13 protein-coding genes are annotated in these 14303 nt (G+C 36.8%); 10 read left to right on the top strand and 3 right to left on the bottom strand.

Annotation, left to right across the window (positions count from 1 at the left end; genetic code table 11):
- The first annotated feature begins 388 nt into the window (after positions 1 to 388).
- From C240_RS03325 to C240_RS03280, 10 genes are all read left to right on the top strand, one after another.
- Complete coding sequence (locus C240_RS03325; protein WP_271490925.1) at positions 389 to 1489, top strand: tyrosine-type recombinase/integrase; 1101 nt, start codon at positions 389 to 391, stop codon at positions 1487 to 1489.
- 183 nt (positions 1490 to 1672) lie between these two features.
- Positions 1673 to 1936, top strand: coding sequence for a hypothetical protein (locus C240_RS03320; RefSeq protein ID WP_271490923.1), 264 nt, complete (start codon positions 1673 to 1675; stop codon positions 1934 to 1936).
- A gap of 23 nt (positions 1937 to 1959) precedes the next feature.
- The gene (locus C240_RS03315) at positions 1960 to 2721 is read left to right on the top strand and encodes a winged helix-turn-helix domain-containing protein (protein ID WP_271490920.1); all 762 of its coding nucleotides are present in this window, start codon (positions 1960 to 1962) and stop codon (positions 2719 to 2721) included.
- Between the two features lie 330 nt (positions 2722 to 3051).
- Entirely contained in the window at positions 3052 to 4965 is a 1914-nt protein-coding gene (locus tag C240_RS03310) for a WxL domain-containing protein (RefSeq protein WP_271490917.1), read from the top strand.
- 12 nt (positions 4966 to 4977) lie between these two features.
- Positions 4978 to 5316, top strand: coding sequence for an LPXTG cell wall anchor domain-containing protein (locus C240_RS03305; protein WP_271490914.1), 339 nt, complete (start codon positions 4978 to 4980; stop codon positions 5314 to 5316).
- Complete coding sequence (locus C240_RS03300; protein WP_271490912.1) at positions 5317 to 6120, top strand: WxL domain-containing protein; 804 nt, start codon at positions 5317 to 5319, stop codon at positions 6118 to 6120.
- 72 nt (positions 6121 to 6192) lie between these two features.
- Positions 6193 to 6984: a WxL domain-containing protein gene (locus C240_RS03295; protein ID WP_271490908.1), complete on the top strand. Its 792-nt coding sequence runs from the start codon at positions 6193 to 6195 to the stop codon at positions 6982 to 6984.
- 113 nt (positions 6985 to 7097) lie between these two features.
- The gene (locus tag C240_RS03290; RefSeq protein WP_271490905.1) at positions 7098 to 8231 is read left to right on the top strand and encodes a DUF916 and DUF3324 domain-containing protein; all 1134 of its coding nucleotides are present in this window, start codon (positions 7098 to 7100) and stop codon (positions 8229 to 8231) included.
- Positions 8232 to 8242: 11 nt separating this feature from the next.
- On the top strand, positions 8243 to 8911 hold the full coding sequence (locus tag C240_RS03285; RefSeq protein WP_271490903.1) for a hypothetical protein: 669 nt from the start codon (positions 8243 to 8245) through the stop codon (positions 8909 to 8911).
- Between the two features lie 194 nt (positions 8912 to 9105).
- Complete coding sequence (locus C240_RS03280; protein WP_271490902.1) at positions 9106 to 9900, top strand: immunoglobulin-like domain-containing protein; 795 nt, start codon at positions 9106 to 9108, stop codon at positions 9898 to 9900.
- Between the two features lie 340 nt (positions 9901 to 10240).
- Here C240_RS03280 and C240_RS03275 read toward each other — a convergent pair whose 3' ends face one another.
- The 3 genes from C240_RS03275 to C240_RS03265 all read right to left on the bottom strand — a co-directional run bounded on the left by C240_RS03275 (position 10241) and on the right by C240_RS03265 (position 14138).
- Positions 10241 to 10876 (bottom strand): NAD-dependent epimerase/dehydratase family protein, encoded by a 636-nt coding sequence (locus C240_RS03275; protein ID WP_271490900.1) that lies wholly within the window; start codon positions 10874 to 10876, stop codon positions 10241 to 10243.
- A gap of 101 nt (positions 10877 to 10977) precedes the next feature.
- Positions 10978 to 11874 (bottom strand): endonuclease/exonuclease/phosphatase family protein, encoded by an 897-nt coding sequence (locus C240_RS03270; RefSeq protein WP_271490898.1) that lies wholly within the window; start codon positions 11872 to 11874, stop codon positions 10978 to 10980.
- A gap of 86 nt (positions 11875 to 11960) precedes the next feature.
- Positions 11961 to 14138 carry a PTS transporter subunit IIBC gene (locus C240_RS03265; RefSeq protein WP_271490895.1) on the bottom strand — a complete coding sequence of 726 codons (2178 nt, stop codon included), beginning with the start codon at positions 14136 to 14138 and terminating at the stop codon, positions 11961 to 11963.
- Positions 14139 to 14303: the final 165 nt, after the last annotated feature.

The following is a 14303-nucleotide window of genomic DNA, read 5'->3' as shown; positions in this document are numbered from 1 at the left end:
AAAATTTAATTAATTGTCTTATCGACATAATTTACGCTAAAGATCCATAGTGGTTGTTTTAAATGAGGAAAACGACCACTTTATTTTTTCTTAAAATAATACACAAAACATCTCTTGTTTGTACTAAGAACAAGAGAAAAAATCGGTATTTAAAATGATGAAACTTTTAATTTATACAGCAATAATATCGTATTTATTTACACGTGTCAACTTTTTTATATTCGTATTGTAATAATCTTCTTGTTCTTTTAATACTAGGGAATAGTTTCTAATTATATATCCCTCACATTTCTTGCAAAAGCTGGTATATTTTATCTGTCTGGTGAAAAAGTGACTGTATTAACCGTCATAACGCCGTCAAAAAAATATGAGAGGATGATCTACTATCATGGTGAAAAAGGGAGAAAATATTTATAAAAGAAAAGATAAGCGTTGGGAGGGACGTTATGTAAAAGGGCGGAAAGAAAATAATCGTATTCACTATGGGTATATTTATGGACGTTCTTACAAAGAAGTGAAAGAAAAAATGCTACAGGTAAAGAATAGTTCTGAACCACCAAAAATATCAGCTTCGTCAGTCTATTTAGATACGTTAGATCAATGGAGTCAATATTGGTTTACGATTTTACAACAACGAGTGAAACAGAGTACCTTTGTTAGTTATTCTAACAAGTATAAGCATCATATATCTCCTTATTTAGGCCAAATAACACTAGTGGAGCTAACCAAAGAAGACATAAATCACTGGGTAAACAAATTGGGACAAGTATTAACAGCTAATTCAATTCGAGCGGTCGCTCAAGTATTGCGAACCTATTTGGAAGATTCAGTTAGAGCTGGGGTATTGCCTAGTAATCCATATAAAAATATACAGTTGCCTAAAACAGAGCTGAAAAAAGTGACTGCATTAACCAAATTAGAACAGGAGCGGTTGTACAATCATGCACTGAACTATGAGCAAGGATTTGCGATTATATTGGCGTTAGAAACTGGATTAAGAATTGGTGAGCTCGCTGGGTTGAAGTGGGAAGATATTGATTTTTCAGACCAAACAATACATGTTCGACGAACGATTCAACGAATCCAAAATATGGAGAACACTAGTGAAAAGAGAACTATTATCATCGAAACTTCACCTAAAACACACTCATCTAAGCGAGTAATTCCATTATCGAAGAACATGTGCAAACGCTTAAAAAATAGAAGAGAAGCTAAAAATGGAATATATGTTTTAGGAGGAACAACCCCATGTGAACCAAGGACAATCTCTTATTGGTTCAAAAAAATTTGTCAGTCTGCGTCTTTGCCCAATATTCATTTTCATGCGCTACGCCACACCTTCGCGACACGTTGTCTAGAAGAAGGAGTAACGATTGTGACAATAAGTGCTCTTCTAGGGCATCACTCTACAAAAATGACTTTGGATACGTATTTGACAGCTTTTTTAAGTGAAAAAAGAGAAGCGATTCGCTTAGTGAATAAGAGATAGCTTGATAGAAAAATGGTATGAGCCGTCACTATAGCCGTACAAATAAAGGAACACAGTTTTAATATCAGTTGTTTATCGTATTTTCTCTTGTTCTTAGTACAAACAAGAAATTAAAAAGAATGCAAAATGAAAAAGAGTTGATACTTTAGTGATCAATAAAAAGAAGGATGGAGGAAACCATTAATGGGACGAATTGAACAATATTGGAGTGATATTACAGTTTATGTAGTTGAGTTTACATCATCAGTAAAAGAAAGTCAGATACGGAGGAATAGAAAAACATTAGTGTTTCATAGCTATGTAACGAAAGATGAGGTATATCAACTAATACCCAACTATTTGGCTAATGTTGTAGAAGTATTATACGTAGATATACTTGAAGACGGCTTGTATCTAAAAGAACAAACAACTACTGATCGAAAAGAAAAATTACCAGTTGTACCATGATAAAAAAACGGAGAGTGATAGATATGTACACGATTGGCATCATCAATGATCAAAATATTTCTCTGCCAGAAACGTTAAATCTACGAGGGGTCTTTTTTTCTGATCCGAAGGATATGTTACTTCAATTGGAGAAGGTAGACGGAGTGATCATCTATCAAAAAGAAGGACAAAACTCAAATACTGTTTTTGACTTAGTTCTGTCTATCAAAAAACAAAGACGGTTACCAATTTGGATCCGAGATGAGACAGAAAGTGCTATCAATCGAAAACTAAATCTTGAATTGGGTGCTATCGGAGTTTTAGATAAGCGAATTTCAGAAGAAGAGTTGGTAGTCATGATTAAAAATATTTTGAATTTACTTGATTCTCGGCTGATAGGAAACATAAAAAATAGCGCAGAAGAAAGCTTGTTAAAGTTAAATAATCAAAATCATAGTATGGAACTTCCCAATAATATAGAGATTAGACTTACTAATCTAGAATCGAAATTATTGGAGTTGTTGGCAACGCGTCTTAATCAAGTATTTACATATGATGAGATTTATCATCAAGTTTGGTCAATAGAAAAAGAGACAGATGAAGCTAAAAAGAAGTATCGGATTGCTAATATGATATTTCATGTTAGAAGTAAGTTTATTCAACAAGGAATAGAACCAGAACTATTACGAACTGTACGCTCTGTTGGATATTTGCTAGATACAAATGTATTAAATGATACTTTTGGTATAGGTGAGGTGAGTGTTTTAGATGCTAACGGAAATGAATACCAAAATGATCAATTGTGATAGTACTTATTATTACGCCTCTTTTGAAGCTACTGTATGACTGCAACTTATATAAATAAATATTTTTAAATATAGACACGATAGAAGAGGAGGCTAGGAATGAAAAAGATTAAAACTATGCTTTGGGCAATATTTTTTATAAGTACATGTTTCTTTTGGACGTTACATACAGCATTTGCAGAAAATATAGATGTGCCTATTGAAAGAAGGAACCACAAAATAGATGAAGAAATATCTTCCAGAAGCCTTCAAGGTTTTCCTCAACTCATAGCTATAAATGAAAATGGAGAAGTTGATACAGGAGGAGAGATACTTCCAGCTGCCTTTACAATGTTAGGAAGATCAGATGATACGAAGGTATTTGTTAATAATCAGGAAATAAATTCTGTTCTAAATTATTCAATCCCGGCAAACTCAACCTTGCGTATAACGAATTTAGGCATATATGAGGGGAAAGAAATAGAGGCGAATTTGAGATTCGGTATTCGAGATCGCCTTAGTAGCGTGCAACTTAGATTTGATACAGATAATTTATGGTTGTGGTTTAATCGTCCAGATATTTCTATTATTAATCCTACACAGACTATGACTATCGAATATAAGTTTAGTGATGGTACCGCATTACCAGAGGGAATTGTTTTGGGGGCGACATGGGGGCATTCTCGTAACATTCATTTTGAAATTTCTCAATCTTCTGTTAAAGGCATTGTTGTTCCTACATCAGATGTTGAAGAATATGTAATTCAGTCACGTCCTTCTAATTATTTAATAGAAATTATCAATAATACACGACCTTTGACACTTCTTACACCTCCGGAAATTGGTGAGTACATATTTGGAATTCATTCGAGTCCGCTAGGAAGTGTTACCGGTGTGATAATGCCTATCTTCAATCGACGGGCGGCCAGTGTATTGCCTGATAACAATTCTCCTTCACCCAAGATTGAAGGTATAAAAGAAGAGAAAGAATTTAAAAGTAAGTATTTAGTTACACAAGATGTTGGATCAGTTACGAATGGAAATTATAAGTTAGACGTAAAGTATAATACAAATCATCATAAGGACATGTCTGTTATTTCTATTAAAGACGATCAAGGGAATGACTTGGCAAAGATTGCGGACATAACTTATGAAGAGGATGGGCTTGCTATTCAATTATCTAAAGAGGAGATGTCTTCACTTCGTTCCAGAGCGTTTGTTATTGAACTGGAAGGAGCACTTGATAAAGATTATTCTAAATTGCCTGATTACTTGGTGGGGGACTACCTTGAGATTCCAATTACAGCTTTTACTAATTATCTATCTGATCCAGTTTCAGGTAATGCTCTGACTTGGGCACGCCCATGGGCAGAATCTGTTCCCCAAGAAATAGCTCAAGGTACGTCTACAGCTGATGTCTCGGCTTTAGATTTTGTGAAAAATTTAGAAAATAAACTAACAGACGATACTCCTTTTGTTGTAGGGTTCGAGGAAGAAAAAAACTTCGATGTGACAGGTGAGACATCTGTAAATGTTGTGATTGAATCAGAAATTAGCGGCATACAAAATACTATTGTGGTACCTGTAACTGTGGTAGAGTCAAAAACTATTTTAAATGTAGAATTCATCAATGAGTTAGATCAATTATTACCTGGCTATACTATTATCATTGATAATTATCAATTAGGTGATCTTGTTGATCTGACGAAGGAACAGCAAGTAATTGACCAATTAAATAATTTAGAACAATCAGGTTATGAAGTGGTAGAACGTCCGCCAAATGAAACCAGTGTAGCACTGGATAGTGTTGAAGTAACTGTTCAATATAAGATTCAAGGTACGCTCAGGTTAGCTTCTGTACCTACTGCCTTTGATTTTGGCACACTGACTTATGATGCTACTACCCAACGAGTGGAGGATCCAAAAATCGACCAACCTTTGATTGTTACAGATATGCGAGCTGGAGTCAGTAGTGGCTGGATATTAACAGCGACTTTATCCACCCCTATGAAAAATAATGAAGGACGGGAATTAAAAAACGCCTTACGTTATGTGGCGAATGGGAAAGAAATGATTTTAGATATGAATGCACAAACGGTTTATTCGAACACTGCGGGTATAGCTGGTACTTTCAATATTAGTAATTACTGGGGAACTCAAGCAGGTACTGATGGTTTGAAGCTGCAAATTGACTCATCTGATATTTTACATACAGGGAGTTACACAGGAATGATTACATGGAAAATAATGGCTGGACAGCCTTAGGAGGAGTGGGAAATGATAAAAAAGAACCGGATGCGATTATTTTTCTGCTCTTTGTTAGGGATATTTAGCCTAGCAATGATACCAGTAGTTACTTGTGCAACTGAAGGAACTGGCGGACAAGTTTCTAATGGCGGGAATATCTCTTTTTATGAAGTTGAAAATGTTTCTGATAAGGATGAGACTCAGCAGTCGTCTAGTGATTTCGGTTCTTCAGCGACAGAGAAAAATCCAGAATCAGTTGGTCGATTACCGAGTACTGGTGAGATGATTCAACGCTTTGGGCTGGTTGGATTAGGTATGTTGTTTCTACTTCTCTGGTTTATCTGGAAAAAGATAAAGGAGGAAAAGTAGATGAAGAAACGATTTTTTGTTTCAGTAACCAGTGGTTTGCTCATTTGGCTAGGGACTTTATTTTTCATCTCAATAGGCGAGGCAGAATCTAAGAGTTTGGATCAATCCGGTAGTGTCAATGTGGTTGGTGGTGAATCTTTTCCTGTGGATCCAGAAAATCCTGATGATATCGCTGATCCAGGAGAAGGACCTTCTACGGACGGCCCACTTCGTATCGATTATGTATCATCTCTTGACTTTGGACGAGCCAAATTAATAGGTGCCAACCGCACTTATCCTGTATTAGCCCAACAATTTTTAGGAGATACAGGGCCAAGAGGTAGTTATATCCAAATTACCGATCAACGAACAGTCTCAACGGGCTGGACACTTCAAGTGAAGCAAAATCACCAGTTTCGAAACACGGTGATTCAAGAAGCCAGCGAACAAGAACTAAGTGGTGCGGTCCTTTCCTTAGATAAAGGCTGGGCTAACAGCAGTGGCAACAGCGGTTCACCAACGGTGACTCGAGAAACGATTGCCTTAAATTCGATTGGCACAGCCTACGAATTAGCCACAGCGACAGCTGGAAATGGCCGTGGCGTCTGGACGATTGCCTTCGGTGCTTCTGAAACCAACAGTAACAACATGGAAAACACTTTGTCACCAGTGGTAGATGCAGCAGGAAATGCTGTGAGGGATGAGTTTTCCGGTAAACCGGCGTATCATAATTCAGCCATCAGTTTAACCATTCCAACTGCAACAAAAATCTACCCGGTACAATACGCAACAGAAATAACTTGGATATTAGCCGAGTTACCTTAAACTTGTGATACTTCTGGATTCGTCCAGGTTATCAAATAAATTATACACAAACACACTAGGAGGAAACACATTATGAAATTCACAACATTATCATCAGCAGCGATCGTCGCTGCCCTAACAATCGGAGCATTAGCACCGACAGTAGCATTAGCGGATGCAACAGAACTAGATTCAACAGGTACAGTAACTGTTGAAGAAGGTGGAACAGATCCCGATGAAGAGATAGACACCGTTGATCCGGAAGAACCAGGAGAGACTTTACCAGAACCCAATCCAGAAGGGCCAGATGAAATTACAAATCCAGATCGTGGACCATTAATGATTGAAAAAGTAACAAACTTAGAATTTGGCACAATCAAAACATCTGCGAATGAAGTAACTGCATTTGCATCACCAATGATGTTTGGTGAAGGCGATAATGCAACAACACGTGGAGCGTATGTTCAATGGCGTGATGTTCGTGCTGGAGGAACGTTTGGTTATACAGTAACAGCACAAATGACACAACAATTTACAGGAAAAGACACAAATAAATTAACGGGTTCAACCATTAACTTCAGTAATGGATTTATAGCAGCACAAGGTGATAACACAAACGTAATTCCATCAAGCACAGGAGCATTCCAATTAACTGAAAGTAATGATGCTGTCGCAGTTGTAACTGCAGACCAAGATAAGGAAGAAGGAAAGGGTCGTTACATCATGGCTTTTGGTGACAGCAGAAACGAAACAGATGCGAACTCAGTAAAACTAACAGTTCCAGCAGCAACTGCTTCAAACATGGCTGAAGACGATTATGTAGCGAAAGTAACGTGGAAAGTTGTAGCAGCACCGACTGCAGACGAAGACGATACAGAAGCTTAATTCATTATTGCAGCTTTTCCTAAAGTAAGCTGACGAGATTTCTCGCCAGCTTGCTTTTAAAAAAATAATTTTTCCCATACATAGAAAAAATAAAAAGACATGAGGTTATAAACATGAAAAAAAGAATAAACGTAATAGAAATTATTTCATTAATTGTATTGATGCTTCTGCCGAGTGTCCTTTTTACAAACACAGCACATGCTGATGATAATGATGATCTTGCTGGGGCGACGGGATTTACCTATAGAGTCCACTTTCCGGATAATCAAATGGAAGACAACATTGGCTATTACAAACTAAAAATGGCTAAAGGCCAGGAACAAACTATAAACGTGACCTTGACCAACCCGAGTGAAGAAAAACTAACAGTCAATGTTGGACTAAACGGTGCGGTAACCAATCAAAATGGTGTCATTGAATATGGAGATTCCGACATCGAAAACGATGAATCTCTAAAATTTGATTTTGCTGATATTGTAACAGGGCCAGAATTCGTTGACTTAGAAGCGGGCGAAACAAAAACGCTTGAACTACAAATCAAAATGCCGGAAACAGGTATCGAAGGTGTAATCGCTGGTGGTATTCAACTAATGAAAGTCAATCAAGAGGATAATATCTCGGACGAAGGCGGCTCTAGAATTATTAATCAATATGCCTATGTTATTGCGATGTTACTTCAAGAATCCGAGGGTAAGTTAACACCAAATTTGAAATTAAACCAGGTATTTGCTGGTCAAAGCAATTACCGAAATGCCATTTTCGTTGATTTCTCCAATATCATCCCAGCATTTTTGAACAATATGACGGTTGAAACCCAAATCAATGCCAAAGGAAACGACACTGTTTTATACGAGCGAAAACAAACAGCGATGCGTATGGCACCAAATTCATTTATTCAATTTCCCATTAGCATGAACGGTGAACGAATGGTTTCGGGAACCTATGTCGCGAACATTTTAATCACTTCGGGTGATCAAAAATGGGCATGGACAGAAGAATTTGAAATCACCCAAGAAGATGCGGATAAATTTAACGAACGAGATGTTGGTTTGGTGCAGGAAAAAGGACTGAACTGGCAGCTAATTGCGCTGATTGTTGGAGCTGTTTTACTAATCATCGGGATGATTTTCGGGATTATGACGTACCTTCGTAAAAAGAAACAACAAAAAGAATTAGAAGAAAAGAAAGTTAACAAAAAGAAAAAAGCAAGCCAAAGCAAAGGGAAAAAACGACTACTGGGTGAATAGGGGCTGAGACAATGTCTATTTTAGAAACCATTTTTATAGGCGGTGTTGCGGCTGCCACCCTTTCTTTCCTTGGGATATTCTTTTTTTTCATCCAGTATGTTGTTCAACGAAAAAAGCTGACCAAATTATCGAGGAAAAAAATTAAGAATAAAAAGAAAAACAAAAAAATAGCGATGCAACGAAAAGAATACCAACGAAAGAAAAAGAAAAACTTAATCTGGATTGTCTGGCTGATAATTTTAACTCTGACTTTTTCAGGTACATCCGCCTACATTTCCTACTATCAAGCTATGAACTTAAGCGCAGATGATTCTGATTCGGTGATTCGAGGTTATTATCTTCTCCGAGATTTTGAAGAACAATTAATTTTAGCACGAGATCAAGGAGACGAGGAAGAAAAACTGCAACAAAATATCCGCTATCTAGCAACAGCAATGGCCAGCTACGGAACAAAAAAAGCCAACAACTTAAATTCCGAAGAAGGTCAACTGACCTTAAATCGCTATTACAACGCAACCAAGCAATTAGGGATGAATGTCAGTACTCAAATTAAAAATTTCTATGGCAACCCAGAATTAGTAGAAGAATTTTTAAAAGATATCACTAAAGTGCAAAAATATGAGCAAGCTACTTTTGTATATTATAAAGTGAATGAAGACGTCTTTTCAGAAGAAAGATAATCTGAAATGAAGATTGATAGTACATCAACAAACTTCTATATCTTTCGATGGAATTATTAGGTTATCTAGATTAGAAAAGAATGTTTCTGTGAACGTTACTTAAAAAAAATGAGACTAGTTAGTCAGCATAACAATCTCGCAAAATTGTCTTATTGATTGTCTCTGCTCTTAATTTTCGTATTGAAAAGTTATAAATGCATAGATATAAAAACTATTTTTACTATTTCAAAAGGAGGAGTTGTGTTATCAATATTAATATTAGAAAACTTATTCATTTTACATCAATTATCTTTTTACTGGGAGGTTCTTTACTGAGCGGAATTGCACCAGTATTTGCTGAAGAAAGCGTTGAAAGCTCAAGTGATGCTGCTGAAGAGATAATAGGGTTAGATGATGCAACGTTAGACAGTGAAGAAGTTGCAGCTCGAATGTCACTAAATAGAATTAGAACACTTTATTTCGAGAGGAATAATCCGCCAACGATATATGTAGGTACTTGTATGTATTTTAAAGGCGAGACGGTGAGGTGGAGACATATCCGAAACGGGCGTGTAATTAATAATGGAACAGTATCACTGCAACGTTCGCCTGGGTTACTAGATGCCTCAGGTCTTGCAAGAATTAATTTTAATAGAGACTACTTGTTTGCCGCAGGAGACAGAGTTGAGGTTGAATTGGTAGGTAAATTTGGGAAATCATTAGATTTTCGAACGCTTATGATTAATCAGAATATAAATGCATCCGCACCACAATTGAGAGGCGTGCAAGATGTAATGATTGATCAAGGAACTTCGTTCGATCCGATGGATGGAGTGACGGCAGTAGGCGCTGGCGGAAGTAACATAACGTCACAAATCAGTGTAACTGGAACAGTTAATACAGATATTCCAGGACTGTATAATTTAACGTATTCTGTTACTGATCCTGTTACAAGGTTAACAACTAGCGCTAACAGAAATGTTATAGTGGAGCCTAGTATGTCTAGATAAATTGAATGGATTTTAAGAGAAATAGTAAGTGGCAATCAATTATACTTAGTTTCTAAGACAGTTTTTTGAAATTGTTATGTTGACTAACTGGTCTCATTTGGTTAGATTTAGTAATGATTTGTTAGGTTCCAGCGCTATTATCTTTCTAGATGTTTCCTAATATATAAAAACAAACGAAGATTAGCAATTGCTTTTAGAGTATGAATCAACCAAGGAAGAATCATTTGATTGATTTATGCTCCAATTATAAGAACACCCTACTAATTTATTTGTTTAGTCAATTTATCTTAGTAAAGGTGTTCTTATTTTTTATTAGAATTTATGCCTGAAGTACTGCACACTATTGTCGCCGTTTGGTATAAACAGAGCTTTTTCCTTCGATAACATTTGCAATTTCGATTGCTAACGTTTGTCTAGATATCGGATCATAACCTTTAACAAGTTGGCGTAATCCGGGGATTTTTTTGCTAAATCGAATTGATTTAGCACTAATCATGGAAAAAGGCCGTTCATGATCGACTACTAGACTAGGGTAAACAATCAGGTTGCGCGGACTTTGTTCCTTAATTAATTCTTCAGCAGAAAGTTTCGCATTCATGTATTTTTTTAAGAGTAGTGGCGCAGTGTTAGCTGAAAGGAAAAGTAATTTTGCTCGGCTATTTGTTTGGGTTAAATAATGTAAAAGAATCCGTACGGGTTCTATAATAAACCGATCATAGGTAATATTTTTTTGTGGTTTTTCAAAAAGAATTCCGATGGTATCGATAACCCAGTCGGAAGTAGCTATGGTATCTTGCCAAGCAGTGTCATTTAAAATATCCGAATGAATCCACTCAACTTTTTGACTCCAAGGAGTAGTTAAATCAGCTGGTTTTCCACTGCGGGAAATACTACTGACATGGTGACCTCTGTTAACGAGTTCTTCAGCTAATTTTTGACCAATAAAACCACTGCCTCCAAAAATGACTATCTTCATATTAAGTTCCTGCTTTCAGAAAAAAATTTACCTTGAAACGCTTCCTGTTATAAGTTTAGCAAAGTTTAGCTGTTTTTTTCAAAAAAATGAACTGGAATAAGTTAGTCAGTTTGCGTACTAAGGAGTTCTGAGTTCGGGTTTTCTTTAGTAGTTACAGAAATGTTGCTATCATATTTATATTGAATCGTTGCGGAAACGCCAAGATGATCGCTGATTATTGGTGTTTTTTTTCCATCGAAGACTATTTCATATGTTGAAATGTTGAAATCATCTGAAGTGAAAATATAATCAATCCGCAATTTTTCCTGATTCTCTCCCCAGCCATCAATCGCTTTTTCGATCGTGTGTTCACCAATATTCGTATCCGCAGCTATGAAGCTATCTTGAAGTTTTAACGGACTATTGGTTACTAACTCATAACCTGTATGTTTTGCTGTAACTGCGTTGTTGAAATCACCCATAATTAATAAAGGTTCAGTGCTTTTTTGTAAAAATTGCTCTGTCTGCTGCCATTCGTGAGCGAAACCGCCAGCTTCTGTCCACCATGAATAGTGACAACTTAAAGCGGTAATTGTTTTATCTCCAAGTTGTGTTTGCCCGATCAACATTACCCTTCTACGATAGTCAGCTGGATCTTGTTCTTCTGAAACGGTAATTGCTCTTGGGGTAATTGGATATTTGGAAAGTAATGCCACGCCTTCATGATAAATAGAATAGCCAATATGGTTGTATGCCCAACTCCAGTGATAGTGATGCCCTCGTTTTTTTAATTGTTGAACAAGTAAGTATGCAAAATTATCTTCGTGGATTGATAATTGATTTTCTGTTGGGTGGAAACCATGATTTGAAATGACAGGCAAACTGTCCATACGTTGATTCACTTCTTGCAAAGCGATTAATGCGTACTCTTCCTTAATAATTTGTTCAGTTAGCTGGTTTAATTTTTCTAAAGGTTGATCTTCTAACCAACTGTGAGTATTTAAAGTTAAGATCTTCATAATTGTTCCTCCTGCGGCGATTTGATCGAAAAATAGGGTCAGGACAAAGCCTGAAATGCTTCGTGCTAACCCTATAAGTAATAAACTTAGACTTCTAACTGTCCAATAATGGTTCCAGGTGCTTGATTACCTGTTTTATTTAATGTGAATTTTTTGATTTTTTCGCCATTGGTAAACACGACGATCATTGTTGTTTGTTTGCCAGCTGCTTTGATTTTTTCTAAATCTGCGGTAGCAATTTTTTCGCCAGCGGTTACTTTTTGACCTTCAGCCACGTGGATGGTAAACGCGGATTCGGTCATTTCGATTGTATCCAGCCCCATGTGGATTAATACCTCAACGCCTTCGTCAGTCTGAATACCTAAAGCGTGTTTAGATGGGAAAATACTAGTAACTGTTCCAGCGATTGGTGCGTAAATCGTTTCGTTTATGGGGATTACAGCAAAACCGTCACCCATCATTTTTTGTGAAAAGACTGGATCATCAACTTGTTCAATTGAAATGACTTCTCCTTCAGCAACTGGAACAAGTGGTTTTGAAACATCTTGATAGTTTGTTTCTACGTTAGGAGTGTCTCCAGAAGTATTTTTCTGACGTTCAGGTATTGTCACTCCTGAATCAAGTAAATCTTGGATGTCTGATTTTAGAATATCAGCTTTAGGTCCGTAAACAGCTTGTACGCCGCTGTCTTTTACAATTAAGCCCATAGCTCCAGCTTTTTTCCAATCATCTTCTGATCCAACTTTTTCTTTATCCGTAACGCTTACACGCAATCTTGTCATACAAGCATCAACGTCAACGATATTTTCTTTTCCACCCAATAAGTGTATGATTTCGATAATTTGCGGATCGTTATTGCCGATATTTTGACTACTGGATATAGTTGAATCTGTTTGGTCATCGTTGTTATCGTAGTTTCCATTTCTTCCTGGTGTTGCAAAGTTGAATTTCTTAATCATAAAGGTAGCGATAAAGTAAGTTGCAACTCCGAAAAGAATCGCACAAATCACGAAATTTAGTAAATCTCCACCTAAACCAGCTTTGATCGCTAAAGGTGTGCGAGTCAGTAATTCGATATTTCCGAAAGAATGAACCCGTAATGAAATAATATCGGCCATCGCAAAGGCTGCACCTTGAATAACAGCGTAAACAATGTAAAGGGGTACAGCAGCAAACATAAACATAAATTCTAAAGGTTCAGTAACTCCAGTTAAAAAGACTGCTAAAGCTGCAGAAATGTACATTGATTTGTAACTAGCTCGTTTGTCAGCGTCAACATTGCGATACATCGCTAAGGTCATACCCATCAGAATGCCGGAAGCGCCGATCATTTGTCCGACTTTAAATCTAGCTGGCGTCCAGTTGTTTAAAACGTAATTGTACTGTGACATATCGCCTGCGCCGTTTAAGTTAACTAGATCTGTTGCCCAAGCTAACCAAAGTGGATCTTGTCCGAATACTTGTGTTCCAGCTTGTGCGCCAGATAAGATTTCATAAGTTCCGCCGAGTTGCGTATAATTGATTGGAATTGTAAGCATATGATGCAGCCCGAAAGGTAGTAGTAAACGTTCAAGAGTTCCATATAAAAATGGTGCTAAAACAGGAGCAGTGTCTTGTGATTGAGCAATCCATAAACCAAAATTATTGATTCCAGCTTGAATATAAGGCCAAATAATAGCTAAAATAATTGCAACAATTGTTGACCAAAGAATTACAACGAAAGGCACAAAACGTTTTCCGTTAAAAAATGATAGAGCATCAGGTAATTTTCGATAATTGTAATATTTGTTAAAAGCCATAGCTCCGACAAAACCAGCGATGATCCCGACGAAAACTCCCATATTTAAAGCGGGTGCTTCTAACACACTAGTGAAAAAGCCTTTAACCATAATTTTTGTACCGAATAAAGTATGTGTGAAGGCTTTATCATCAGCTAACATGGCGCTAGTTACGCCGAAAATTGAACCAGTAATTCGGTTAATTAAAATGAAAGATAATCCAGCAGCAAAAGCTCCGCCAGCCCGTTCTTTCGCCCAGCTTCCACCAATTGCTAAAGCAAATAAAATGTGTAAATTGCCAATAACAGCCCAACCAATATTTTCAATCACGCCGCCTGTTGTGACAAGTGCTGTCCAATCAGGATTAATTAACGGAATTGTTTTCCCGATACTAATCATTAATCCAGCCGCTGGCATAACCGCGATGACAACCATTAAAGCTTTACCGAATTTTTGCCAAAATTCAAAACTTAGTAACTTTTTCATTCGTTTTCTCTCCTCTGCAATTTTAATGCAATCGATTTCGTTGGTATTAGTATAAAGGAGATTTTTATTTTTGTAAACTCTTAAATTAAAACTTTACTTACCAAGTGACCTTATACTAGATATTCAAGATATATAGATTTTGATAGAGGAAAATTAAATAATTGA

It is taken from the genome of Enterococcus sp. 5H (genome assembly GCF_028128615.1).
Taxonomy (GTDB): Bacteria; Bacillota; Bacilli; order Lactobacillales; family Enterococcaceae; genus Enterococcus_L.
The sequence above is the reverse complement of the archived record's forward strand: the minus strand, read 5'-3'. Positions and strand labels throughout refer to the sequence as shown.